Here is a 25,231-nt window from a genome sequence, read left to right as displayed (position 1 = left end):
GAGACCCCCGTGCCCATCGAAGCAGTAGTGGCAACACGCGGTACTGATACCGCCGCCGAAGCCACCCGCGCACCCAAACAATCCATGGACAGCGAGGTCTTTATGCATCTGCTGGTGACCCAGCTGCGCAACCAGGACCCCAGTTCACCCATGGACACCAACGAAATGATCGCCCAGACCACCCAGCTGGCCTCCATGGAACAGCTCACCTCCATGGCGAAGATGGATGAAGAGAACTTCTCCCTCCAGATGCGCATCGCGGCCGCCGCACTGATCGGCCAGACCGTCACCTACACCGACGACGCCGGCAAGCCCGTCACCGGAACAGCCAGCTCGGTTTCCTATGCGGCCGGTGTTCCGACCGTCAACATCAACGGCAAGGACGTCCTGCTCGACCGGATCTCCGGCGTCGTCTCCGCAACAGCGGCCGCACCGGATACCGCTGCGCCGGCTCCTGCTCCCGCAACAACACCAGTCTCTGCCTAACCTTCCCTCTGCATCACCCAAGCTGAAAGGCGCCAGCCATGCTTCGCTCTCTTTACTCCGGTATCTCCGGACTCCGTTCACACCAGACCATGCTCGACGTCACCGGCAACAACATTGCCAACGTCAACACCTCGGGCTACAAGGCCACGGCCGTCCAGTTCCAGGACACCCTCTCCCAGCTGACCCAGGGCGCCACAGCCCCGGGCGCCAACAACGGCGGCTCCAACCCGGCCCAGGTAGGCCTGGGCGTGCTGGTTTCAGGTATCACCACCAACTTCACCCAGGGCTCGGCCCAGTCCACCGGGCGTGCTACCGACCTGATGATTTCCGGCGACGGCTACTTCGTCACCAAGCAGGGCGACCAGACCACCTACACCCGCGCCGGCGCTTTCGACGTCGACGCCTCCGGCCGCCTGGTCACAACGGACGGCAAGATTGTCCAGGGCTGGACCGGTGTTGACGGAGTCATCAACACCGGCGGTGCGGTTGGCAACGTCACCCTGCCGGAAGGCGCCATTTCCCCCGCCAAGGCCACCGGGAACGTCACCATGGGCGGAAACCTTCCCTCTGAGACCACCGCCGGGGACGCAGCTGCTACGCCGCCGGTGCCGGCAGGCACGATCGTCCGCGACATGACGGTGTACAACAACAACGGCGTCGCCAGCGTGATCCCGCTGACCTTCACCCGCACCGCCGGAGGCTGGTCCGTCTCCGCGCCGGGTTCAACCCCTGAATCAGCGAACCTGAACTTCACCGACGGCAAGCAGGTGGCCGGGAGCGCGGCCTCCATTACCGTGGGCGGCGCGACGGTGGACCTGACCGGCCTGTCCAGCTATGCCGGCGTCAGCACCGCGTCGGTCACCGGCCAGGACGGGCGCGCCGCCGGCACCCTGGAGTCCTTCTCCATCGCCAAGGACGGCACGCTGATCGGTTCCTTCACCAACGGGGCCAAGCAGGCACTGGCGCGTATTGCCGTTGCCACCTTCACCAACCCGGCTGGCCTGGAAAAGGCCGGCAACTCCGGTTTTACCGCCACGGTGAACTCGGGCAACCCCGTCCTGGGCGGCCCCGGCGACCCCGGCATGGGCAACGCGATTGCCGGTTCCCTGGAAATGTCCAACGTGGACCTCTCCCAGGAATTCACCAACCTGATCGTGGCCCAGCGCGGCTTCCAGGCCAACGCCCGCATCATCACCACCTCGGATGAAGTGCTGCAGGAACTGACCAACCTGAAGCGCTAACCGAAGTTTCACGCAGAACGGCCCCCGCTGCACCGCAGCCGGGGCCGTTCTGCTTTTAAGGCGCTGCGTTCCGGGCCGTGACGCGCGAAACAGCGGTCTTCCTTACAATCCGGGCGCACCGGCCGAAAGTAGGGGTGAGGGCTTATCGGAGTCCCGTGGAACGAACCAGGGCAGGGCAATGATTGTACTCACGCGTCTGAACGACGCCCAGTTTGCGATCAACCCTGATCTGATCGAGCGGATCCACGCCAACCCGGACACAACGCTGGTGATGGTGGACGGCTCGAAGTACATCGTGACCGAGAGCATGCAGGAAGTGATCGACCGGATCGCCGCCTACCGGGCCCTGGTGATTTCCATGGCGCGGGACACCCCTGCACCGGTCCGTGAAAGACCCGGGTTGGGGCTAGTGCCCGAAGTCTTTTCCGCGGAACCGTCCGGTGTCCCGACCCCCAGCAAGACCGTGCCCCTTCGCCCTAGGAACAACTAATGGATCCAGCAACAATAATCGGCCTGGTGCTAGCCTTCGGCTCGCTCTACGCCATGATCACCCTCGAAGGCGCGCATGTTGGCGCGCTTCTGTTGCCGGCACCAATGATCCTTGTCTTCGGCGCCACCATTGCCGTGGGCCTGGCGGGCGGAACGCTCAAGGACTTCCTCATTGCATTCAAGGCCCTGCCCCGGGCCTTCATGGGCAAAACCCCGCAGCCGCAGGAAACCATTGACCGTGTGGTCCTGCTGGCCGAGAAGGCACGCAGTGAGGGCCTGCTGTCCCTGGAACAGGACGCTGCCGAAGTGGAGGACCCGTTCCTGCGCACCGCGCTGCAGAACATCGCCGACGGCACTGACGGCGACGAACTGCGGATGCTGCTCGAAGACGAAGTGGCCACCAAGACGGCCAGCGACAAGATCCCGGTCAAGTTCTTCAACAGCCTGGGCGGCTACGCGCCGACGGTGGGCATCATCGGCACAGTGGTGTCCCTGACCCACGTGCTGGAAAACCTCTCCACGCCGGACCACTTGGGACCGATGATTGCCACGGCCTTTGTCGCGACCCTATGGGGCCTGCTCTCGGCCAACTTCATTTGGCTGCCGATCAGCTCCCGGCTCAAGCGCCTCGCAGATCTTGAAGCCGAAGAAATGACCCTGCTGATGGAAGGTGTCCTGGCCCTGCAGGCGGGCAGCCAGCCCCGCCTGCTGGGCGAACGCCTGCGGGCCATGGTTCCCGCGCACGCGCTGGGCACCAAGGCGGATAAGGCGGAGAAGGCCGAGAAGGTCCAGGACGCAGCGTGAGTGCCAGCAAACGGCGCAAGCCGAAGGTCGAGGAGGAGAGCCACCCGGACGAACGCTGGATGGCCTCCTACATGGACATGGTCACCGTGCTGATGTGTATGTTCATCGTCCTCTTTGCCATGTCCAGCGTGGACCAGGAGAAGTTCGATCAGCTCAAGGAATCCCTGGCCACCGGATTCGGTGCCACGGAAACCAATACGGTGGACACCGCCGTCGGCATCATTGTGCCGCCGGACAAAGTGGACAATGAGGAAATCATTGAGCCCGACGCCGCCCTGGCCGCCAAGGAAGTGGACGACCTCACGGCGCTGCAGGACGCCATCTATGCCGGGTTGCAGGAAAAAGGCCTCGAAGACGCCGTCCGGTTTGAAATGGATGAGCGGGGCCTGACCATCCGCCTGGTCAGCTCCGAAATGTTCTTCGCCCCGGATCTGGCGGACCTCACCGAAGCCGCCGCGCAGGTGCTGGACACCGTGGGCCCGGCGCTGGCACCCACCACCTACCAGGTATCCGTTGAGGGGCACACCGCCCAGGTCCGGCAGTTCGCTTCCGACGCCCTGGACTGGGAACTGTCTTCCTCGCGCTCCGTCAACGTGCTCCGTTACCTCGTGGCCAAGGGCGGCGTGGTCCAGGGCCAGATCAAGGCCGTGGGCTACGGCGAATCCCGTCCCTTGACCCCGGGCACCACAACTGAGGAGCTGGCCCGCAACCGGCGGGTGGACATTGTGGTCCTGTCCGGACAGAGCGAGGACGTGAGATCGTTGATCCCCGGAATCGTGGCCGAACAGCAAGCTGCGGCGGGCAGCTGACCGCGTCCCTTACGCGCGGGCCTGCGCTGCCGATAGTCCCGGATGTGACGGTCCAAGAATCACCTCCTATAAGCACGCCCGCTAAAGCCAAACCGGTAGAGGTTTACGACTTCAGCAGGCCCACTACGTTGGCCCGCGAACATGCGCGGGTACTGGAAATGGCGTTCGATACGTTCGCCCGCCAGTGGGGAACCCAGCTCACTGCCAAGGTGCGGGTGCTCTCGCAGGTTACCTCCGAGCAGGTCCAGGTCCTCAGCTACGACGAATACGCCGCGTCCCTGCCGGACAACACCGGCATGGTGCTGTTCAACATGGCCGCTACCTCGGCCAAGGCCGTTATCCAGTTCCCCATGGACGCCGCACTGTCCTGGGTGGGGCACATGCTCGGCGGCACCGGGTTCCAGTCCGCACCCGAACGCAAGTTCACCCACATTGAACAGGCCCTGCTGGGCAAGATCATGGACGACGCCGTCGAGGACCTGCACTATTCCCTGGGCCACCTGCTTACGTCTCCGCTGACGCTGGCATCCGTGCAGTACAACTCCCAGTTCGCGCAGGCGGCCGCCTCCGGTGACCCGATGATCGTCGCGACCTTCGAAATGGTGGTCGGCGAAACCACTGCGCCGGCTACCGTCGCCATACCGGCAGCGGCCCTGCTGCCCCAGCTGGATCCGCTGGGCGCCCAGTCCACCCACGCCAGCCCCGCTGAACTTATCCAGCGGCAGCTGACGCACGTGCCGGTGAAGGTCTGCCTGCAGCTGGAACCCATTGTGGTGAAACCCGCCATGGTCCTTCGCCTGGCCGTGGGGGACGTCCTGAATCTTGGCCACCCCCGCCACCGTCCGCTGAACGTCACCGTTGACGGTCAGACCCTGGCCCAGGCCGCCGTAGGAGCCAGCGGGTCCCGCCTTGCCGGCAGCATCGTCAGTATCGAGGAGAAGTAGTTATGACCAGCCCCCACAGCCTGCACGCGGACGCCGTTTCCGCCCTGGTGCGCGGCCTGCCCACCCCGCTTGTCCTGGAACCTATTGCCCACAACGGTGCGGGGGTGCCGGCGTCGGAAACCGCTGCCGCGGTAACCGCCTCCTTCGTAGGCGCCGAATCCGCCGACCTGGCAGTGGTCCTGGCGAGCTCATCGCCGCTGTCCGCCATCGCCGGCACCGACTCGCCGCTGGTATCCGCCGCGGACGTCCTGCGCCCGTCGCTCGAAGCCGCCAGCGCCACCCTCGGCGTCGGCGTCCTGGGCGAGGCCCGCACCGAAGACGCGTCCGCACTGTTCGCCGATCCCGCCAGCGTGGTGTTCGAGCTCCGTTCCGCTGAAGGCACGGCCGGCTGGTTTGCCATCAGGCTGCGGGACACCCCGTCGGTGCACGGCGGTTCCGCGGACGATTCGATCGTCGGCAAAATGGGCCGCATCAACAACATTGAGATGGCGCTGACCGTGGAGATCGGACACACGCGCATGTCCGTCCGCGACGTGCTGAACCTCGAACCCGGCCGCGTGGTGGAACTGGACCGTTCCGCGGGGGCGCCCGCTGACATCCTGCTCAACGGACGGCTCATTGCCAACGGTGAAGTGGTGGTTATCGACCAGGACTACGCCGTGCGCATCACCAAGATCCTGGACGTGGTTGAGGGGCTTAATTAGTGGACACCCTGTTTCTGGGACTGCGTGTCCTGGTTTCGCTCGGCGCCGTGCTGGGCCTGCTGTGGTGGCTGCAGCGGCGTTTCAGCAAGGTCGCCGGCACTGACCGCGGCGAGCAGGTCCCGATCCGGGTGGTCAGCCGGCAGCCCATAACTCCCAAGGCCTCCGTGGTTGTGGTGGAAACCGACGGGCAGCGTTTCCTCCTGGGAGTCACCGAAGGTTCGGTCAATGTGCTGCACACCTCGGACCTTCCGCCAGAACCGGAAACAGCGGACGCGGCGCCCGATGCCGAGTTTGCCGCTTCCCTGCAGGCCGCAGCGGACGGCACCGCGGACGCCGCTGCGGTGCCCAGCCGGCGGGCGCACCGCGCAGCCCACGCCCTGCCACTGACCGAACCGGTGCCGGCGAAGTCCGTCCTGGGCGGTTCCATCCTGTCGCCGGAGACCTGGCGCCAGACCGGAAACTTCCTGCGCCAGGGGCGCAAAGGGTGAGCACCGCCGTCGCCGTGCGCCGCACCCGCAATGCCCTGGGCCTGGCCGCCGCACTCCTGTTGGCCGTGGCTGCCCTGCTGCTGCTCAGCGCTGCCGCCGGCCACGCGACCACCTTTGACCCGGCGCCGCCCGTGGCGCCCACGGCTCCGGGGGCTCCCGCCGAGCCCGACGACGGCGGCGGGCTGAGCATCGACATCAACGGCCAGGACGGCGCGCCCTCCACGGCCGTGACCACGCTGATCGGCATCACGCTGCTCTCCGTGGCACCGTCGCTGCTGCTGATGCTTACGTCCTTCACCAAGATCTTCGTGGTGCTGGCGATGACGCGCAACGCCCTGTCACTGCCGTCAATCCCGCCCAACCAGGTGCTCGCCGGGCTGGCCCTGTTCCTGTCGCTGTTCATCATGGCCCCGGTCATCAGCGAGATCAACACGATTGCCGTCCAGCCCTATTTGGACGGCTCCATCAACTTCGACACCGCCATCGACACCGGTTCCGGGCCGCTGCAGCAGTTCATGCTCGCGCACACGCGCGAAGAGGACATTGCCCTGATGACCCGCGCCGCGGGGCAGGAAAACCCCGAGAGCCCCGAATCCGTGCCGCTGACTACCCTGATTCCGGCGTTTATGATCTCGGAGCTGCGGGCTGCGTTCATCATCGGTTTCGTGATCTTCGTGCCGTTCCTGGTCATTGACCTGGTGGTCTCCGCCGCGCTGATGTCCATGGGCATGATGATGCTTCCCCCCGTGATGATTTCCCTGCCGTTCAAGATCCTGCTGTTCATCCTCGTGGACGGCTGGGGCCTGATCATTACCTCCCTGATCAACAGTTACCAGGGCGGCACCTAGTGGATACAAATGCCGTCCTGGACATCGCCATGCAGGGCCTCTGGGTGGCGGCCAAGCTGTCCGCACCGGTGCTGATCACGGCGCTGGTGGTCGGTTTCGCGATTTCGCTGCTGCAGTCCATTACCCAGATCCAGGAAGTGACGCTTTCCTTCGTGCCCAAGGCCATTGCCGTGGCCATAGCCCTGCTGGTCTGCGGACACTGGATGATCTCCGAAATAGTGTCCTTCACGCACGAAATGTTCTCAAGGATTCCGTCCCTTCTCGGCGGCGGCTAGATGAACATTCCCCTTGACCAGGACTGGATCGAGGCGTTCCTGCTGGCCTCGGTCCGGATGGTGGCCTTCCTGGTCATCGCTCCGCCGTTTTCCTACAACGCCTTCCCCGCACGCGTGAAGGCCATGATCGGCCTGGGCCTGGCCTTGGCCGTGGCCCCGCAGCTCAGCCAGGGGTACAGTGCGCTGGACACCGGAGCGTTTTTCATGGCGCTGGTGCTGGAACTGCTGGTGGGGGCGCTGCTGGGCTTCCTGGTCATGGTGGTGTTTTCCGCCGTGCAGTCCGCCGGCAACCTGATCGACACCTTCGGCGGTTTCCAGCTGGCCCAGGCCTTTGACCCGCAATCCATGGTCAACGGTGCCCAATTCACCCGCATTTTCCAGATCACCGCCCTGGCGCTGCTGTTCGCCTCTGACGGCTACCAGCTGATCATCGGCGGGCTGCTGCGCAGTTTCACCGCCCTGCCGCTGGCCGGGGGAGTGGACCTGGCCGAGCCGGTCTCTGCCCTGGCCACATCCGTGTCCCAGATGTTCCTTGCCTCGGTGCAGATCGCCGGACCGCTGCTGGTGGTGCTGTTCCTGGCCGACGCCGGGCTTGGCCTGCTTACCCGCGTGGCCCCGGCGCTGAACGCATTCGCCCTGGGCTTCCCGCTGAAGATCCTGCTGACGCTGACCCTGGCCTCGATGGTTTTCCTGGCCCTGCCGCGCATTGTTTCCTCAATGGTGTCCACCATTGTGCGTGCCGTGACGGGGGTGGGATAAATGCCGGAACAGCCCACAGGCGAACGGACCGAACAGGCCACCGAGAAACGGATGAAGGAAGTCCGGTCCAAGGGCCAGCTCTCCAAATCCGAAGACCTCACCGCATGGGTGGGGGTAGGCATGGCGGCCCTGATGATGCCGTTCACCATTTCCCGCGGCTCCGAGGCAGCCGGGGAGGTGCTGACCGGCGTCTCCACCATCATCGCGAACCCGGATCCCCAGGTGGCCGTGACCCTGATGAATGACGGGCTCGGCAGCATGGCCTATATCCTCGGCCCGTTGCTGGGGGTAGTGGCCGGGGCGGTACTGCTCACCGCCGCCATGCAGGGCGGCATCCATATCAAGAAGTTCAAGGGCAAATTCGAACAGTTCAATGTGCTTGCCGGGGTCAAACGCGTTTTCGGCACCCAGGCGCTCTGGAACGGCGTGAAGTCGCTTGCGAAAACAGCGGTGGTGGGCCTGGTCCTGTATGCGGTAATCCAGCAGATGATGCCGGTGCTGATGTCGGCCGGCGGGCTGCCCGTGTCCGCCGTCCTGGAAGCAGCCGGCGGCGGCACCGCCCTGCTGCTGCAGGCGGCGGTGGCCGCGGGCCTGATCCTCGCCGCGGCGGACATCTTCGTGGTGATGAAGCGCAACCGGAAACGCACCCGCATGACCAAGAAGGAAGTCAAGGACGAGAACAAGAACAGCGAAGGAGATCCGCTGGTCAAGTCCCAGCGACGCTCCCGGCAGCTGGCCATGAGCAGGAACCGCATGATGGCTGCCGTGGGGGACGCCGACGTCGTCCTCGTGAACCCCACCCACGTGGCCGTGGCCCTGAAATACGAGCCGGGCAAATCCGCGCCCCGGGTCGTGGCCAAGGGCGCCGGTGTGATTGCCGCCCGGATCCGTGAGGAAGCCGAAAAAAAGGGCGTCCCCATGGTGTCCGACATTCCGCTGGCGCGTGCCCTGCACAGCGCGTGCGAACTGAACGCCGAAATCCCGGCGGAACTCTACAACGCCGTCGCCCGCGTGCTGGCCTTCGTTATGTCCCTGAAGCGGCGCGGATCCGCTGCCGGAATGCACACCATGGCGGCCGTGCCGCCCCTACCCGTGACCACCCCACAACACCGTAAGGCCGCGCAGTGAAACGCAACCGCAACCTCTTGAAACTCGCCGTCCCCGTAGGCGTCATCGGCATCATCCTGCTGCTGGTGGTCCCCATCCCTGCGGCGCTGCTGGACGTGCTGATCATCATCAACATCCTGCTGGCCCTGGTGATCCTGCTGACCACCATGTTCGTGCGCAAGCCGCTGGACTTCTCGGTGTTCCCGTCCCTGCTGCTGGTTGCCACGCTGTTCCGGCTGGGACTGAACGTGGCCTCCACGCGCCTGGTGCTGGGCGAGGGATATGCCGGGCAGGTCATTGAAGCCTTCGGGCACGTGGCAGTGAACGGGTCCTTGATCATCGGCGCGGTGATCTTCCTGATCCTGGTGGTCATCCAGTTCGTGGTGGTCACCAAGGGTGCCGAGCGCGTGGCCGAAGTGGGGGCGCGGTTCACCCTCGATGCCATGCCCGGCAAGCAGATGGCCATTGACGCGGACCTGAATGCCGGCCTGATCACCGACACCCAGGCACGGGAACGCCGTGCCGAGGTATCCGCCGAAGCCGACTTCTACGGCGCCATGGACGGTGCCTCCAAGTTCGTCAAGGGCGACGCCATTGCCGGCCTGATCATCATCATCATCAACATCATCGGCGGCATCGCCATCGGGATGCTCCAGCGCAGTATGTCCGTTGGCGAAGCCGTCAACACCTACAGCCTGCTGACCATCGGCGACGGGCTGGTCACCCAAATCCCCGCGCTGCTGATGGCCGTCTCCACCGGCATGATCGTGACCCGCTCCAATGCCGAAGCCGATATGGGCAGCACCGCGGGGGCGCAGCTGAGCCAGTCCCGGAACGCCCTGATGGTCGCCGGCGGAGCGGCCATTGTGATGGCCCTGATCCCGGGCATGCCCAAGATGCCGTTTATTGTCATCGGCGCGCTGCTGATCTTCGCGTCGCAGCGGATCAAGAAACGGGAAGCGGCGGCGGAGGCGGAGAAGGCCAGCACCCAGGCCGCCCTGGATGCACCGGCCGCCTCGGAGACCACCGAAGACCTGATTGAGCAGATGCGGGTGCACGCCCTGGAGATCATGCTCGCCCCGGACCTGGTGGACATTGTCACCGGCGGCTCCGATGACCTGCTGGCCCGGGTCCGGGCGCTGCGCCGCAAGATCGCCATGGACCTGGGCATTGTGGTGCCGCCGGTCCGCACCCGCGACAGCGTGGACCTGCCGCTGTCCACCTACGTCATCCGGATTGCCGGAGTGGAAGCAGGCCGCGGAGAGGCGCCCTCCGGCAAGATCCTGGCCTTGGGCGACTACCTGGACGGGCTGCCCGGCACCGCCACCGTGGAACCCGTGTTCGGGCTGGCCGGAAAGTGGGTTCCCGCGGAAATGCAGCATGCCGCGGAAATGGCCGGTGCCACTGTTATCGACCGGGTATCCGTGCTTGTGACGCACCTCTCCGCGGTGATCACCGCCAACGCCGCCCGGCTGCTGACCCGCGAGGACGTGCGGGTGCTGACCGAAGGGGTGAAGCAGGTGAACCCCTCGGCCGTGGATGAACTGGTGCCCGGAGTGCTGTCCCTGGCGGAAGTGCAGCGGGTGCTCCAGGGCCTGCTGGCCGAGCAGATCCCCATCAATGACCTGCCCCGGATCTATGAGTCCCTGCTGCTGCGGGCCAAGGTCTCCTCGGACCCGGAGGGCCTGATCGAAACGGCCCGCACGGCACTGGGCCCGGCCCTGGCCGCCCAGTATGTTGCCGACAACGTCCTGCGGGTCATCATGATTGACCCGTCTCTGGAACAGTCCATGCTCGAAGCGCTGCGTCCCTCGGACCAGGGCAGCCAGATCCTGCTCGACCCCGCCCGGATCGAAACCGTGCTGGCCTCGCTGCGGAACGCCGTCGCCGGAGCCGAAAATGCCGGCTTCAATGCGGTGCTGGTCTGTGCCCCGGCACTCCGCCCCGCTATCCGCCGGCTGGTGTCGGCGCAGGCGGGCGGACTGCCGGTACTGTCCTACCAGGAAGCGACAGCGGGTAATGTCAGTATCGAGACTGTAGGGGTGGTGCGTGGAACCGAGACGATTTCAGCTTGAAGGGACGTCGCTTGACGCCCTGAAAGCCCAAGTGTTTGCCGAGCATGGGCCGCGGGCGAGGATTATCGCCGCCGAGAAGGTCACCGTGGGCGGGATCGGCGGGTTCCTCTCCCGCCAGCACTATGAGGTGACGGTGGAGCTGCCGCCCAGCGGCAGGCGCCGCGCCGCCGTCGAGCCGGACCTGCCCAGCCGTGCGTCTTCGGAACGCGCCGGCATTTCGGCGCTGCTCGAAGAAGCGGACCGGGCCGAATCCACCCTGCACCCGGCCGCACCCGCTGCTCCGTCCGTTTCCACCGGATCGCATGCCTTCGCCGAGCTGATGGACACCCTTGCCGCCAGCACCGGGGCCCCGGTGCAGGCACCTGCCGCATTCGCCCCGGCCCAGCCGCCGGCTCCCGTACCCCTGAACCGGATCGAGCTGAACCAGCTGCAGGCCGGCCAGCTCCAGGGGAACCAGCAGCCGGGCATGGCGCTGGAACCGGTCCAGCGCACCTCACTGCCCCCGGCGCCGCTCGGCGGCGCCGGGGACCTGGTCATGGTGGTCGGCCTGGGCGATGAAGCCCTGGAGGTCTGCCGGTCAATGGCGGATCTGGCCGGCAGCGGAGCGGCTGCGGTCCGGGTAGCCGGTGTGCTGGAGACGGACGGGGTGGGCCGGGCGGCGGACCGCCGGGCGGTAGCCACGGCGCGGGCCGCCGGTGTCATGGCCGGGCACGCCATTTTCCTCGCCTACGGGCTGGGTCGCTCCGGAACCGAGATGGGCCGGCACTCCACGCTGATTTCAGCTCTCGCCGCTGACCAGGTTTGGGTGGCCGTGGACGCCGGCCGCAAGCCTGAAGACACCGCCGCCTGGGTGGGCGCGGTGCGCTCCGCGGTGGTGGTGGACGCCGCCGCCGTCGAGGGCATCGACACCACCGGGACTCCCCAGTCCGTCAACTCGCTGGGCCTGCCTATCGGCTGGCTCGACGGCGGGCCGTCGCCCACGCCGGTCCTCTAGCCCGCCGCCGGGCCTCGCCGCAGGGCCGGGCCGCGAAGCCCGGAGAACCTGCCGTCCCGCGCTTCGGCGGCAGCGCCCCCGATTGCGGTAGAGTGAGCGGATGCTGGTGCTAACACGCAGGTCCGGAGAGCAGATCCTGATCGGGGATGACATTGTTATTACCGTTCTGGACTCACGCGGCGACGGCGTGCGCATCGGCATCGATGCCCCCCGCGGCGTGAAGATCCAGCGCAACGAGGTTGTGCGTGCGGTGGAAGAAGCCAACGTGGCCGCCACCGAAACCCTTCCGGGCGCCGAAGAGCGGATCAAGGCCCTGCTGGCCGGGCGGATTCCCCCGGCACCTGCTGACTGACCGGCCTGCTGACTGACCGGCCTGCCGACTGACCGGCAAACCGGTTTTCGCTGCCGGCACCCTTTGGACAGCAGAAACCCCCACCGTTTCTTGGGGAAAACAGCGGGGGCTCCTGGTCAGTTGCCCGGGGACGGCCGGGCATATCAAGGGTCCGGAGGCTAGGCGACGCCGCGCGCTGCGCGTTTGGTGCCCAGCCCCAGGAACCGGCTGCCGGCTTTGGAACGCCGGGCAGACCCTGCGGACTCGCTCCTCGCCGTCAGGCCCGCGGTCGGGTCCTGCTGCGGGAGTCCGAAGTATTCGGGCAGGACACGGCGCTCATGGTTGCTGCAGCGGACGCCGGGGTACTGGAACCCGTTGATAATCCAACGGCCCCGGTCCTCGATCCACCTGGGCACCATGCGGCGGTTGCACTCGGTGCATACCGGTCCTACGAAGGCATCCCGCTGGACGCGCGTGTAGCGGCGGATGGTGTGGCCGCTCATTGCTGTGTCCATGCGAATTCCCTCTTTCCTCCGGCGATGGGCCGCCGGTTGTTATCCTCCCTGTGAGGCTAGGCCCGCTTCCGGCAGGAAACGGTCAAGCCCGGCACAAGGGCGGCCCAATTTATGCACAGTGTTTCCGCAAGGGACTGGGGGAGCGGGCTCAGCTGCGCCGTGCCGCGCGCCGCTTGCCGGCAGCAGCCGCACCTGCCGCCCCGGCAGCCAGGGCGGCGGCCAGGCCGGCCGCGCCCAACGCCGCCCCGGCGCCCGGCGCGGTGTATGCAGCGGCACCTTGGGCCGCCGTATCCACCTCCACCCCGGCGGCCGCTCCGCCGCGCGGCATACCGTCCAGCTGGGAGGGCATCAGCACGCCGCAGGCTGCCGGCAGGGTTGCCGCCAGCGGAAGCGAAGGATCTTCCGGACTGGTTTTTTGCTGTGCCGCTGCCGGCAGGAGTGCCGGATCCACGCCGTGCATTTCCACGGCCGCGGTTCCGGCCTGCAGGGCTGCCATGGTTTCCGGATCCAGTATGACGGTCCGCTCGTAGCTGTAACTTCCGCCGCCCGGGAACCGGTCGACGGCGACGGCGGACGCCGGGCTGGTGTCTCCGGAGATGGTCAGGGACGTGCTGATGTGCCCGGTCAGGGGAGCGCCTTCGGGCGAGCTGACGACGCCGTCGCCGTCGGAATCCGATTCCGGACCGGCACACACGCCCTGCCCGCCGACATGGATGTGCTGGGTGTGCGGGAAGGGTGCGCCGCGCCAGGTTTCGGCGGCGCCGGTGACGGACATGTGCACCGTGGCCTCGCTGCCGTGGACCTCGACCATCACGCTGCCGCTGGTGCCGCTGTTGTTGGCCGGTGCCAGTTCCGCCTGCCAGGTGCCGTCTTCGGCGGCCGCAGGGCCGGCAGCGACAACAAGGGCGCCGAGCACGGCCGCCGGAACGAGGAACAGTTTTCGGGTTTTCATGGGAGGGACCTCTCGCCAAATGGGTGATTTCGCTTGTTACCCCCGGGCAGAAACTGTAAAGCGCTGACCCTTCGGCGAGGAACATGCACGGGGGCCGACGGCAGCCCCGGGAGCGAAATGGTTCGGCGCCGGAACCGATCATGCGCCCGCCCCGCGGATAGGCGGCGGACTGCTTGTTCCGCTGCGGGTTTTATGCAGGCACGCAAAAGCCCCCGGCACCAACAGGTGCCGGGGGCTTAGTGGAGCCTCCTGCCAGAATCGAACTGGCGACCTTCTCATTACGAGGAAGAGTGCTTACTCGCCGAAGTGCGGGGAACTAGCCGCTCTAGGTGACGAGAAAGTGACGGTTACCCCCAACTATTTGCGGTCAAAGCGTCGTTTATTCGGCTGGCACTGTCATGCAGATCGTCGTCGAACAAGCCTGCATAGGTGTCGAGTGTCATCGTGGCTGATGCATGGCCCGCGATTCGCTGGACAACTTTCACGTTCGCTCCCGCACTGATGGCGAGGCTCACCGCAGTATGGCGGAGATCGTGGAAAGTAGGGCGCGGGAAGCTATCGTCTGTTGATGCGACCGCAGCAATGGCGGGGGCATAATGGCGCCTGGTCCATGTATTGTTCCTGAGCGCGGAGCCTCTGGCTCCACTGAAGAGGCGCTCGCGAGGTTCAATCGTTTCGAGGACTACTGCAAGACGATCGGCCACCACTCTGGGCAGGGGAACGATCCTCTTTTCTCCACCCTTTGTCGGACCCAGAATGAGAGTGCCGCCCACTTCTGCGTAAGCCTTGGAAATGGACAAGGATGGGCGGGGGCCAAGTTGTACGTCAGCCGCCGTGAGGGCCGTGATCTCGCCCCATCGGAGTCCGCAAGTTCCGGCAAGCATGATGAACAGAGAGTGTTCACCTGACGCGAGCGCCAGTGCGACGAGCTGAGGCATCGAAAGATAGACATGGTCCCGAGCTGTCTGCCTGGCAGGGATGTAATCCGTGTTTCCTAGGCTGGCCTCCTCGTCACCTACCTTCGACCCTAGTTCAACCTCTACGTCCAATGACGTAGAGGTTGACCTGCAACATTTCCACGTGATGGTTCATTCGCCACCCTGGGTACGCGGCCTAGGCCGCGTACCCAGCCCGTCTCCGGGTCTGTAAACCTTCAGGTTCTACCTCGGTAGAACTTCTTCTTTCCATAAACCTCTTCCTTCACGCGGCGTTGAAGCGCCGAGATCCACCAGATCCTGGCCTCTGAACGTGGTTGTCGACCACCATGCCTCCGCATACAGGCGCGTGCCCTGTATGCCCCTGAGGATCACCAGAAGGTAGAGGACGTGCGGCGCACCGCACAATACCCATTTTCTTCACATTCTCAATAGGACGACTGCCATGCAAACCAATGCTTTTATTCCGCTTCTACAGTGCGAAGTGCCGAATCCCACCCGGCGCGCTGAGGACGAAACGCTTAGCCAAGCTCGCGAATGGGACAAGACCAAGATGCACTACGTGCGTCTTGGGTTGGACCACCGTTGCGCCGCACAGGCGGCCTATGGGCATCAACTCGGATTTACGCAAGTGAAGGATCCTTGCCCTGCCTGCCTGAAGGTCATCGCGGGGTTCCCGACGCCACAACCCGGGCTGTGGCGTAGCAACAGCCGCCGGCGGACGCGAGGGTTCTCAGCTTCCATAACCGCATAGGCTCCGGCGTCATCTAAGGGTGGAGGTTAAAGCCGGTGGAGGGGACAGATCACCCCTTCCACCGCCACCCTCAGATCGCTTCCAGGACGTCAGTCATCAACTCGCAAAACCTCTACTGATCTGACGTACCGCATCCTCGACAGTCTGCCGGTCTGAACGACAACCCGCTGCGCCTTCCGCGGAAGACGAACCACAGGAGCCTGACTGTTGATCGTGAATCCGACGATCCAACCGAGGTGCCGTGCTTTCGGACTTGAGGCTTGTAGCCAAGCGAGCGAGCGAGGCGCATGAACCCAACGATGATCACCTCCGGTTTGCTCGTGAAGTGAGCTCTTCCCTATTTGGTGATGTGGTCGTCAGCGTCCATCAACCCCTGAAGCACCGTGCGATGCTGATCTGGCAGGAACTAGTCGTTCTAGCTGGGCGTGATCGTCCTGGCCCGGAGGGCATGTGTAGCCGCAGCACCACGACCGTGGTGAAATACCGCCCCTTGGCGATCTGAGGGTGGAGGTCCTGCTTCCCGGACTCCCCGGGGTGCGTAGGGTCGATGCCACCCTTAAAAACCTTGCAACCCGTTCGCCTACTGAGGTGCTAAGACGACCGGTCGCGGTTCCTGCCGGGGGAGGGCTCCCACCCCCGCGCCCGTTCGTAGCGTAGCCATGGCGGGAGGGTGAGCGGCATGTCCCGAACGATGTTAAGGCACGGCAAAAGAGATAACGTCAGAGGGCACGAATACTGTGAGCTCATGGAGCTTACGTGCGAGGAATGCGGAGAGTCGTTTTCTGTTGGAGCCGGTCGTCGGGGAGTCCTCCCCCGGGCCTGCAGCCCGGACTGTAGACGGGCGCGGAGGACACGGGTGAATAGAGAAAAGGCCTCCCGTGTTCGAGAATCTTCCTCGGATACCGAGGAAGATACACTATTTCCCCTGCAAATCGAACTAGCCCCGAAGCCGCTTGTGTGCATAGAGTGCGGCCGTGAATTCGATAAGCCTTCTCACGCAACTAGGAATCCTGGCTATTGCAGCGAAGAGTGTAGAAAGGTCGGCCGGACTGAGCGTGTCCGGCTCAGGAATGCGCGGGTTGCAGCGGAGGCGGCCACTGGATTGCGGGTTCGCACGTATCGCAGCGTGGCGGACGAGCATCCCCCGGCTAGGCGGGTAACAGAATTAACTTGCGTGGAGTGTGGCAATGATTTTCCACGCGGTACCAGTCGTAAGCCTCCTTTGACCTGTGGGGTGGAGTGTAAGAAAAAGCGCAAGGCGCACCAGGTCCGTTTGCTGAATTCTGCAAAGCGGGTTGAGAGGCTAGCTGAGAGAGCCCAGCGGGATCTGGACGATCCGCCTGCTCCTCCACCGGGTCCTTCCGTGATTACCTGCTCCGAGTGCCATGAAGAGTTCACAGTAGATCGACCAACAAATCGGGTGGGTGCACTCCCCATGACATGCAGCGACGGATGCCGGAAGACCAGAAACTACCGCGTTGCACGCGAGCGCGCCGCCCTCCTTTCGGATTGTGAAGTGGAGGGGTGCGGTAGAAGGCGGTGGACGCCAGGGGTCCCATGGTGCACGATGCACTACAACAGGTCACAAACGTATGGCGATCCACTTGCCGAGCCTGCCCGCCGAAAAGCCAATGGAACCTGTCATAGGTGTGGGAAGGAAGCCGCTTCTTCCCACCTATTCTGCTCAGCAGCCTGTCGGCGGGAGGACGAGAGGCTTCATGTCTCTGCCGGTTCGTTCACTGAGTGCCAAACTTGTGGGAAACCCAATGAAGGGCCGCCGAGTCAGAGGTTCTGCAGTGACCACTGCTATAAGTTTTTTGAGCGTGCAAGGAAATATGGAGTGGCTCCGCATGAGTTAAAGAAGATATTCGGAGAAGAGGGCCGCTGTGCCATATGCGGGCGGCCGGATGCTGACCATGTTGACCACGACCATGTGACCGGACGTGTACGTGGATTGCTGTGCAGTCAATGCAATGTCGGTCTGGGTATGTTTCAGGATAGTTCAATGCTGCTGGCAAATGCCATGAACTATTTGCATAGTTCGCCTGCCTTAATGGTGGCCTCCCCGACTCAAACTGAGACATAGCGCGCATTAACCGATGGGAGTGACCCACGTGAAGATAGCCGTACAAACGGCTACGGAGGAGGGCTGCCGGTCGGAAGGGGCAACCCGGACGGGGCCCCCTCCTCTATGGTCTTGATGGCGTAGAGGTGCCCTATTCCCAGAGCCGTGTAGCTTTCCACCGCTGAAAGCGTTCAGCAAAAAGTAGGCGGTCGAAACTTTCCAACCCGCCCACGGTGGGAGGCGCTAAGACGACCGGGGCTGGTGATCCCCGTCAGAGGGGTTCCTCCCCCCGGCCCCGGGTGAACTCCGGCGTGTGTCCACCGGTATCGGAACTGCACAGATCTACACTGTTCCGATGGAAGCCCAAACCTTCGCGACAGTCGTTGCAGCGCTAGCTACCACTTGTTCAGCAGCAGTAGTCGCATGGCAGGCTGTTGAGACCCGCAAATCGGCCCATGCAGCAACACGAGCAGCCGATGCAAGTGAGCGCGCACTGGACGTAGCCAACGAGAGTTTGGCAATCGCCCGAGACCAGAGCGAACAGGGACAGTTCACCGCTCTTGAGGCGTTGCGTGCCAGGCTCGACGAGTTGGGCCCATCCGTCTCGGTGCGGATACTCCCCGAAAATAGACCGCTCTATGTCATCGGCGATTCTTCATCCCAAGAGGCCTACACATATGTGCCTCTTGGCACCCTTATTGAGGTTCCGCAGCAACAGGATCAATGGCTGTATGTCATGTACAGGGTCCGCATAGTGAACTCCGGAACGCATCCAGTAACCCTGCACTCACACCCCGGGTTCTTTCTAGAACTGGGACAACGTGGGCCAATCAGGGGGCGAAATGAGATTCATTTGGAGCCTGGTTCGCAGGGAGCGTGGTACATCCTGGTTGGTGGGCAGATCACACGGTGGGTGTATGGGGCGGAAACCGATAAGTACGGTCACAATATTTCCGGCGAGGGCGGTTGGGCGACGTCGCCTGATGCCGACAAGGGTGTTGCGCTGTCTCAAGAACTCAAGATCATGGGGTCAATTATTTATCCTGCTGGACTTGGGAAATGGGAGTTGCGTGGGATCGCAGAAGACGTGAACTACAACGCTCGATTGAGAGTAAAAAAAGTTGAGCGGCTTTACTTCCGCAGTGAGGGAAAGTGACTGCCGGACGTAGACCTACCGAGCACCTCCATTCCCACACCATAATGTCAGTTATGATGTGTGCATGGACCTCATTCACACCACTCTCCCCACCAGTAACAGTGAGCGCCATGCGCGCCTGATCGCCGCGTGGCAGCTCGCGCAGCAATCGACTAACACTGTGAAGGCGTACAGCCGGAACCTAGTGGACTTCTGTTCCTGGCTGGACAGCCACGGGCTGGACCTGCTCACGGTGGAGCGGGTGCATGTGGATGGTTACCGGCATACCCTGGCGGGTGCCCCGGCCACGGTGGCACGCAAGCTGTCTGCCCTGTCCAGCTTCTATAGGTACGCGCTGGGCATGGGACTGGTGCAGGGCAATCCGGTGCAGCTGATCGCCCGTCCAAAGGTGGACGGCGACCACAGTGCAACGCAGGGATTGACGAGGGAGCAGGCCAAGGCCCTGCTCGGTGCAGCTCGTGCGGACGGACCGCGCTCGCATGCCCTGGTCAGCCTGCTCATGTTCACCGGTATCCGGGTCAGTGAAGCTCTGAGTGTGAGCACCGCTGACTATGGTCACGACTCGGGGCACCGCACGCTGACTATCCGCCGCAAGGGCGGAACGATTGCCAAGGTCGCCGTCCCGGCTCCCGCCGCGGACGCACTGAACACCTATCTGGGCACCACGGGCGCTGACCTGGTGACGGCGGCAGCCAAGGGCCTGTCGATCTTCACGACGGCCACCGGCAAGCCGTGGAACCGGTCAGAGGTGTTCCGCACTATTCAGCGGCTCGCTCGTGCAGCCGGCGTCCCCGGTCAGATCAGCCCGCACAGCCTGCGGCACACGTTCGCCACCATCGCCCTGGACAGCGGCACCGCCCTGCACGACCTGCAGGACTCCATGGGACATGCAGATCCCCGGACCACACGGCGCTATGACCGGGCGCGAAACAACCTCACCAAATCAGCAGGCTACGACGTAGCGAAGGCATTAGCATGATTCAACCGAGCCGACGTTCGTCTCACTCCGCCTTCTATGATCCCTTGCCTGTTGTGGAATTTCAGCCGTTTGCTTGCACTCTGATTTGTCCCTGGCCGCGGAGCGAGAGACTGGGGTAGTTCGAGGCACTGATGGCTGCAAGGCCATCCTGGTAAACAGGGAGAGTGGGGCTCAAGCCTTTGAATGTCAGGATCACGAAGACTCTTTGGCTTGTAGTGACTTCACCCTCAACTCGTTCAAGCAAGGACAACTTTAATGCCCACCTATCGCCACCAGCAGTGCCTTGGGGGTACTTCTTTCGGTAGGTCTTGATGGGACTCCACTTGCCCATCTGAACGCGGTCTCGTTCCCAGGCGTGAGCTTGCGCGCCTTTCTCAAATGGAACAAGCCCTTTCAACTGAAACCCTGTCGGGGTAGAGGTCATGCGTCCAAAGCTCGCATCGACACTGCTTCGTACACACTCGTCGCCAAAAGCTGCATCAACTACCGGTGCGTAAGCGACGGTCATCACGATCTCAGCCTTCAGCTTGCCATCGGTTGTGAGAAGGCATGCTGGGACTGGAAACGGATCTTTGAACCAATCGATGCCCCTCACCATGTTGACTTCGTGCACCGTGGTGAATGAGTCCGGCGTATCCTCCAGGATCACCCCGGACTCAGTAGGAACACCTGCACCGAAGTAGGCGCGATGACTCTGGTCTCTTATTGGTGAAGCGACCGCGGCGGAGTGAACCAGCAAACCTTTTACGAGTTCGGGACACGCTGCGTTAGCCCCGCTGCTCGCCTCGATCTCGTCCCACGTATTTGCGGCTATTGCGCTGACGATGGGCGTGGCGAACGAGGTTCCCACAGATTCGGCCAGGTCATCACCCGGTATGACAGACTGAATGCCGTGTCCAGTGAGGGCACCAAATGTTCCGCCGAAGTCGCCTGACCAATGGACTACATCAGGTTTCTGCTGACCACCGAAACTCGGTCCCCGACGGGAATACGAGGCTGGAGAACCAACGGGGACCGCCCCTCCTAGGTGAGCAAGAGACCCAACAGCCAGTGAGTGCACTGCTTCAGCTGGGCTTGCGATGCCGTCAGTCAGGGCGCCAACCGGGGGCCAGGCTCGCCCGGGAGGGACAGTGTAGTTGCCGGCCGCCTGAACGAAGAGCACATTGTGCTTTGCGGACAGCTCGTCCATTGCCTGGGCGAAAGCACCGTATCCGATCGGATTCAGTTCAGTAGTTGCTGCGAACGAGCAGTTCCAGACGCGTGGGCCATTTTTTGCGTGTTTCTCTACTACCTCTGTGATCCGATCTAGCAGGATGTGCTCAGTGATACTTCCATTTGGTAGTACCTGACCGTCAACGATGGGCGCAGTATCGGCGGGGAAGCCTGCGTTCTGATTGATCTCTCTCGACGCCACGATCAACCCCGCAACGAAGGTTCCGTGTAGCTCGTCGCGGTCGCTACCGAGATCGTAGGTCTCGCGGTCCGTCACCCATGGGTCCAGGGCTCCAACTGCCACGCCGGTATCGAGTACGCCGACTGGTCTGGACGCAGTTGTGGGACCGCCGATAGTGACGGAACCTGACGAGGAAACCTTCCGAAACGACTGCTGTTGGATATCCCTGAAGGCGCTGTAATCAGGCGCGAGCACAGCGCTTCGTATGCCTAGGATCTTCAAGAGGGACGACGCCGATGCTGACGGCGAAACACGGAAGTATGCGCTTTTTCGACGCGAGCTGCCTACTGCGTCGAGCAGCTCAAACCCTTCCTCTTCTAGATAATCTCTGATTGGTTGCCCAGTCACGAGGGGGCTTTCGACATCCAGCCAAGGGAAGAAGTCGAGCTTCAGAGGCTTTTCATCCTCTGCGGCGGACTGAACTACTTCTTGTCCGCTGCCGGATGCAGTGGCGTGGGCAAACGGCTCCCATAACGAGAACGAGTCGAAGGTGGACACGGCATAGATTTCCTTCGCCGTCGACGGCGTGTTGATCCGATCAGCGAGGTTTGCCAGAGTGCTTTGACTGGCGTTCGTGACGATCTCACCCGTTCTCAGCGTTGCCTCAACGCTGAGCCCTGACCTTGTCAGGAACTCAGTTGGTCTGTTCGACTTAGCTAGCGCCTCATCTCGCAGGTTGATCACAAGTGGAATCCTGTTTACCCCGGTCAGCGGGTCCATGGATTCGACAAGCCGACCGATGCTACTTACTTCAGTCGAGAGTCTCCCGACGAGGTCCGCCGTGACATCGACGAGAGGATCTTTCTGACTTCCGCCACCTGTTTTAGGCCGTGCTTCCTGGGGTCGGCTCGGAAGTAAAAGAATCGGACGTTCCGGTGCCATTTAATGCTTCCCCTTTGATTGCATTCGAGACCTGCCTTGCACTCACCCCGAACAGTTCAGCCAAGGCGCGGATACTGAAGACAGTAGGTGCCCATTGTCTCAATGCCAAAATCTCGGTTTGTACGCTGTCAAAGACATGGTAGCGGTCGTACCACTTGATCCGGGCGAGCCTGCGCATCGCGGAAGTCAGCACGATCTGTTCATGGCCTTCTAGCATGGTTGTTCTTGCCATGTCGAAAGCGGCTGTCTGAATCGCGGCACCTGATAGGCCCTCGGAGAAACGGACCAGAACTTCTAAGTCCTTGGGGGATGGTGCGAACCTGCCTAGCTTTTGCTTCCAGATCTCCTGCCGTTCAACCGGATTGGGCAGGTCGACTTTGAGTGTGTTCTCGAAACGTCTCCACACCGCTGGATCTAGAAGAGATTCGTGATTGGTCGCTGCGATCAGCACAGTGGAAGGGGACATAGCGTCGATGTTTTGCAGTAGAGCGATCACGACCCGTTGAAGCTCGCCGATCTCTCTAGAGTCTGTACGGTCCTTACCCAGCGCATCAAACTCGTCTAAGAAAAGAACGCAGGGGTTGCGGTCAGCAAACTCAAACACCTGCCGAATGTTGCGACTGGTTTGTCCTAGGAGAGATGAGACAAGAGTGTCACTCCTCGTCGTGATCAGTGGGAGTCCAAGGTCGTAAGCGATCTTCCTTGCGATGGAGGTTTTGCCGGTCCCGGGCGGCCCGTAAATCAGCAAGCGGCTAGCTGTCGCTATGCCTTCGGCAAGCCATCGTTCATGTGATCGCACGGCCATGAGGAAGTCTTGTACAGTGCCCGCAACATACGGGTGCAATACGATTTCTTCCGGAGCCCGATCGGGGTTGAGGACGTCTACCGTATCTAGTTGCGAGTCCTGGTCACGAGGGGGAGCCGTCGCAACCCCAGTTGAGGCGAACGTCGGGGCGGGTGTCTTGGCCAAGACCGTTCGGATTGCGTTTGCTTGCCTCCCCTGCTTCTCGTCTTCCAGTTTGCTCACCAGAAGACTCGCGTAGTCCGCTGCCTTTCGTGGATCGTGCCGCAGTGCGGCTTCCAGGATCTTCACAACTTCGGATAGGTGTTCCATTACGCCACTTCCGCCAAGAGGATACGATTTTGAGACCAAACGTATCACTCGGGGGCGACTTTGTATCACTTGGAGGGGTTGCTGTATCGCGGTGCACGCAGGTCGTTCCGCAGCAGCCGTTCTACGCTTCCTCTGAGGGTTGCCCTCGAATACGGGTGACCGCGATGTTGCGGGCGAGAAGGTGACGAAAAAGTGACAGCTAGCTCGGGAATCACCGGTCAAAGGCGGTAATGCAGATCAAGGAGGCAATGTCAAGGATCATCAAGAAAGCCCCTAGATCAGGGGGATCTAGGGGCTTTTCGCTGAGCCTCCTGCCAGAATCGAACTGGCGACCTTCTCATTACGAGTGAGACGCTCTACCAACTGAGCTAAGGAGGCGGGCTTCAGCTGTCCGTTGCCGGGCAGAATCCACAAGGAACTACTTTATACGCACCTTCGGTGCGGGTCAAAATGGCTGCCTGCCGCGCTCCGGAACCCGGGCACGGGATCAGCTGCAAACCAGGTCCTCCTCGGGCACCGTGCCGTCCACAAAGTAGTCATCCACCACGTCTTCCACGCACTGGCTGCCCCGCCCGTAAGCCGTGTGGCCTTCACCTTCCCAGGTCACCAGCACGGCGGAGTCCATCTGCGCAGCCAGTGCCTGCGCCCATTCGTACGGGGTGGCCGGGTCGCCGGTGGTGCCGATCACCAGGAGGTCCGCGGCACCGGCGGCCTTGATCGGATGCGGCTCGTTGACCGGTGCATGCGGCCACACCTCGCAGGTGATGCCGCCGTAGGCAAGGTACTTGCCAATGGTGGGGGAGGCTGCCTCAAGGTCCCGGGCGTCCGCGGCCATCTGCGCGTCGTCGCTGACCATGGGGTAGTCCAGGCAGTTGACTGCGCTGAAGGCCACGGTGCTGTTGGACTTGTAGTGCCCGTCCTCGTCCCGGTCTGCGCTGATGTCCGCAAGCCGGAGCATCATGGTGGGATCGCCGTCCTTGAGCGCACCCTCCAGTGCCTGGGACAGCACCGGCCAGTTGGCGTCGTCGTAGAGGGGAAGGATGAAGCCGCTGACGAACGTGGAGACGGTGACTACGCGGCCGTCCGCCGCCGTCATCGGGCTGGCTTCAACCGAGGCCAGCAGCTCCTGGATGGTCTGGACCGCCTGGTCGGGGGTGCCTTCAAGCGGACAGTTCCGGCCGGTCAGGCAGTCCTGAACATACGCGCGGATGGCCTTCTCGAACGCGGCCGCCTGGCCCAGGGTCACTTCCTCGTTGCTGGAGGACGGGTCCAGGGCGCCGTCGAGCACCAGCCGCCCCACGTTCCCGGGGAACAACTCGGCGTAGGTGGCGCCGAGGAAGGTGCCGTAGGAGAACCCCAGATAGTTCAGCTTTTGATCGCCGACGACGGCGCGCAGCACGTCCATGTCGCGGGCGGCGCTGGCGGTGTCCACAAAGCCGAGCAGATCGCCGGTTTCGGCAGCGCAGGCATCCGCCAAGGCCTTGGCGCTCAGCCGTGCCTCTTCCAGTCCCTCCGGGGTGCCGGGGTCGACGTACTCGGCGCGTGCCGCGTCCATTTCCTCATCATCCAGGCACTTCACGGGCGAGGAGCGGCCAACGCCGCGGGGATCGAAGCCCAGCACGTTGTAGTTCTCCCGCAGCCGGTCGCTGGCCACCTGGTCCAGGGACTGGCGGACAAAGTCGTATCCGGAACCGCCGGGACCACCCGGGTTGATGAGAATGGTGCCCTCGGCCTCCCCGTCGGCGCTGGCCATGATGGTGGACAGCTCCAACGTGCCGGCACCGGGATCTTCATAGTCCATTGGCACCGTGACGGTTGCGCAGCGGAAGTCCCCTTCGCACTCCTCCCAGGCCACTTCCTGGCTGTAGAACTCCTGCAGCTCTTCGGGCACATCGCCGATGATGTCCGCTGACGCCGTCGTCGCCGATTCCGCGGGCCCGGGCTCCGCCGCCCCGGGGTCCGTCCCGTCTCCGGGAGTGCAGGCGGTGGCAGCAGCCAGCAGCAGCGCCGAGACGGCCGCGGCGGCCATCCGCGGAAAGCGGCGGCGGGCAGTGGCGGTAGTCATTTCTTAC

Annotated in this window: 24 protein-coding genes and 1 tRNA gene; 18 read left to right on the top strand and 7 right to left on the bottom strand. The window is 63.4% G+C overall.

The features are described from left to right. Positions 1–9: 9 nt before the first annotated feature. The 15 genes from LOC57_RS12925 to csrA all read left to right on the top strand — a co-directional run bounded on the left by LOC57_RS12925 (position 10) and on the right by csrA (position 12,375). Complete coding sequence (locus tag LOC57_RS12925) at positions 10–486, top strand: flagellar hook assembly protein FlgD (RefSeq protein ID WP_227927056.1); 477 nt, start codon at positions 10–12, stop codon at positions 484–486. 38 nt (positions 487–524) lie between these two features. Next, a complete protein-coding gene (locus LOC57_RS12920) occupies positions 525–1,727 on the top strand; it encodes a flagellar hook protein FlgE (protein ID WP_227913289.1) in 1,203 nt (400 codons plus the stop codon). A gap of 178 nt (positions 1,728–1,905) precedes the next feature. Beyond that, positions 1,906–2,217: a flagellar FlbD family protein gene (locus tag LOC57_RS12915; protein ID WP_227913290.1), complete on the top strand. Its 312-nt coding sequence runs from the start codon at positions 1,906–1,908 to the stop codon at positions 2,215–2,217. Next, positions 2,217–3,020: a motility protein A gene (locus LOC57_RS12910; RefSeq protein WP_227913291.1), complete on the top strand. Its 804-nt coding sequence runs from the start codon at positions 2,217–2,219 to the stop codon at positions 3,018–3,020. Before LOC57_RS12915 ends, LOC57_RS12910 begins: the two co-directional genes overlap by 1 nt. Next, positions 3,017–3,829, top strand: a complete 813-nt coding sequence (locus LOC57_RS12905; protein WP_227913292.1) for an OmpA/MotB family protein — start codon at positions 3,017–3,019, stop codon at positions 3,827–3,829. The genes LOC57_RS12910 and LOC57_RS12905 overlap by 4 nt, the downstream gene beginning before the upstream one ends. A 44-nt stretch (positions 3,830–3,873) precedes the next feature. Continuing rightward, positions 3,874–4,773: a flagellar motor switch protein FliM gene (locus LOC57_RS12900; protein ID WP_227913294.1), complete on the top strand. Its 900-nt coding sequence runs from the start codon at positions 3,874–3,876 to the stop codon at positions 4,771–4,773. A 2-nt stretch (positions 4,774–4,775) separates the two neighbouring features. Further along, on the top strand, positions 4,776–5,477 hold the full coding sequence (fliN, locus tag LOC57_RS12895; RefSeq protein ID WP_227913296.1) for a flagellar motor switch protein FliN: 702 nt from the start codon (positions 4,776–4,778) through the stop codon (positions 5,475–5,477). Beyond that, positions 5,477–5,965: a FliO/MopB family protein gene (locus LOC57_RS12890; protein WP_229960202.1), complete on the top strand. Its 489-nt coding sequence runs from the start codon at positions 5,477–5,479 to the stop codon at positions 5,963–5,965. The genes fliN and LOC57_RS12890 overlap by 1 nt, the downstream gene beginning before the upstream one ends. Beyond that, positions 5,962–6,813, top strand: a complete 852-nt coding sequence (gene fliP / locus LOC57_RS12885) for a flagellar type III secretion system pore protein FliP (RefSeq protein ID WP_442860726.1) — start codon at positions 5,962–5,964, stop codon at positions 6,811–6,813. The genes LOC57_RS12890 and fliP overlap by 4 nt, the downstream gene beginning before the upstream one ends. Beyond that, positions 6,813–7,088 (top strand): flagellar biosynthesis protein FliQ, encoded by a 276-nt coding sequence (gene fliQ / locus LOC57_RS12880; RefSeq protein ID WP_229960200.1) that lies wholly within the window; start codon positions 6,813–6,815, stop codon positions 7,086–7,088. Before fliP ends, fliQ begins: the two co-directional genes overlap by 1 nt. Continuing rightward, complete coding sequence (locus tag LOC57_RS12875; protein ID WP_227913302.1) at positions 7,089–7,847, top strand: flagellar biosynthetic protein FliR; 759 nt, start codon at positions 7,089–7,091, stop codon at positions 7,845–7,847. Further along, positions 7,848–8,975: an EscU/YscU/HrcU family type III secretion system export apparatus switch protein gene (locus LOC57_RS12870; protein WP_227913304.1), complete on the top strand. Its 1,128-nt coding sequence runs from the start codon at positions 7,848–7,850 to the stop codon at positions 8,973–8,975. Further along, a complete protein-coding gene (locus LOC57_RS12865; protein WP_227927050.1) occupies positions 8,972–11,029 on the top strand; it encodes a flagellar biosynthesis protein FlhA in 2,058 nt (685 codons plus the stop codon). Before LOC57_RS12870 ends, LOC57_RS12865 begins: the two co-directional genes overlap by 4 nt. Next, on the top strand, positions 11,004–12,023 hold the full coding sequence (locus tag LOC57_RS12860) for a hypothetical protein (RefSeq protein WP_229960198.1): 1,020 nt from the start codon (positions 11,004–11,006) through the stop codon (positions 12,021–12,023). Before LOC57_RS12865 ends, LOC57_RS12860 begins: the two co-directional genes overlap by 26 nt. 100 nt (positions 12,024–12,123) lie before the next feature. Beyond that, complete coding sequence (csrA, locus tag LOC57_RS12855) at positions 12,124–12,375, top strand: carbon storage regulator CsrA (RefSeq protein WP_227913311.1); 252 nt, start codon at positions 12,124–12,126, stop codon at positions 12,373–12,375. 158 nt (positions 12,376–12,533) lie between these two features. On the opposite strand, the gene LOC57_RS12850 is transcribed toward csrA, so the two are convergent. From LOC57_RS12850 to LOC57_RS16620, 3 genes are all read right to left on the bottom strand, one after another. Next, complete coding sequence (locus LOC57_RS12850) at positions 12,534–12,869, bottom strand: hypothetical protein (RefSeq protein WP_227913313.1); 336 nt, start codon at positions 12,867–12,869, stop codon at positions 12,534–12,536. A gap of 148 nt (positions 12,870–13,017) precedes the next feature. Next, a complete protein-coding gene (locus tag LOC57_RS12845) occupies positions 13,018–13,821 on the bottom strand; it encodes a hypothetical protein (RefSeq protein ID WP_229960195.1) in 804 nt (267 codons plus the stop codon). Between the two features lie 347 nt (positions 13,822–14,168). Beyond that, entirely contained in the window at positions 14,169–14,759 is a 591-nt protein-coding gene (locus LOC57_RS16620) for a site-specific integrase (RefSeq protein WP_442860725.1), read from the bottom strand. Between the two features lie 1,430 nt (positions 14,760–16,189). On the opposite strand from LOC57_RS16620, the gene LOC57_RS16615 reads away from it, so the two are divergent. The 3 genes from LOC57_RS16615 (at position 16,190) to LOC57_RS12835 (ending at position 19,710) form a co-directional block, all read left to right on the top strand. Continuing rightward, positions 16,190–17,596 (top strand): endonuclease domain-containing protein, encoded by a 1,407-nt coding sequence (locus tag LOC57_RS16615; protein ID WP_442860724.1) that lies wholly within the window; start codon positions 16,190–16,192, stop codon positions 17,594–17,596. Positions 17,597–17,930: 334 nt separating this feature from the next. After that, positions 17,931–18,731 (top strand): hypothetical protein, encoded by an 801-nt coding sequence (locus LOC57_RS12840; protein WP_229960193.1) that lies wholly within the window; start codon positions 17,931–17,933, stop codon positions 18,729–18,731. Positions 18,732–18,795: 64 nt separating this feature from the next. Next, positions 18,796–19,710: a tyrosine-type recombinase/integrase gene (locus tag LOC57_RS12835; protein ID WP_229960191.1), complete on the top strand. Its 915-nt coding sequence runs from the start codon at positions 18,796–18,798 to the stop codon at positions 19,708–19,710. A 61-nt stretch (positions 19,711–19,771) separates the two neighbouring features. Here LOC57_RS12835 and LOC57_RS12830 read toward each other — a convergent pair whose 3' ends face one another. From LOC57_RS12830 to LOC57_RS12815, 4 genes are all read right to left on the bottom strand, one after another. Beyond that, entirely contained in the window at positions 19,772–21,883 is a 2,112-nt protein-coding gene (locus LOC57_RS12830; protein ID WP_229960189.1) for a S8 family peptidase, read from the bottom strand. 103 nt (positions 21,884–21,986) lie between these two features. Next, on the bottom strand, positions 21,987–23,159 hold the full coding sequence (locus LOC57_RS12825; RefSeq protein WP_229960186.1) for an AAA family ATPase: 1,173 nt from the start codon (positions 23,157–23,159) through the stop codon (positions 21,987–21,989). Positions 23,160–23,464: 305 nt separating this feature from the next. Continuing rightward, positions 23,465–23,537 (bottom strand) — tRNA-Thr (locus tag LOC57_RS12820). A 109-nt stretch (positions 23,538–23,646) separates the two neighbouring features. Then, a complete protein-coding gene (locus LOC57_RS12815) occupies positions 23,647–25,224 on the bottom strand; it encodes an alpha/beta hydrolase (RefSeq protein ID WP_227913317.1) in 1,578 nt (525 codons plus the stop codon). Positions 25,225–25,231: the final 7 nt, after the last annotated feature.

This window comes from Arthrobacter sp. zg-Y750, assembly GCF_020907365.1.
Taxonomy (GTDB): domain Bacteria; phylum Actinomycetota; class Actinomycetes; order Actinomycetales; family Micrococcaceae; genus Arthrobacter_B.
The sequence above is the reverse complement of the archived record's forward strand: the minus strand, read 5'-3'. Positions and strand labels throughout refer to the sequence as shown.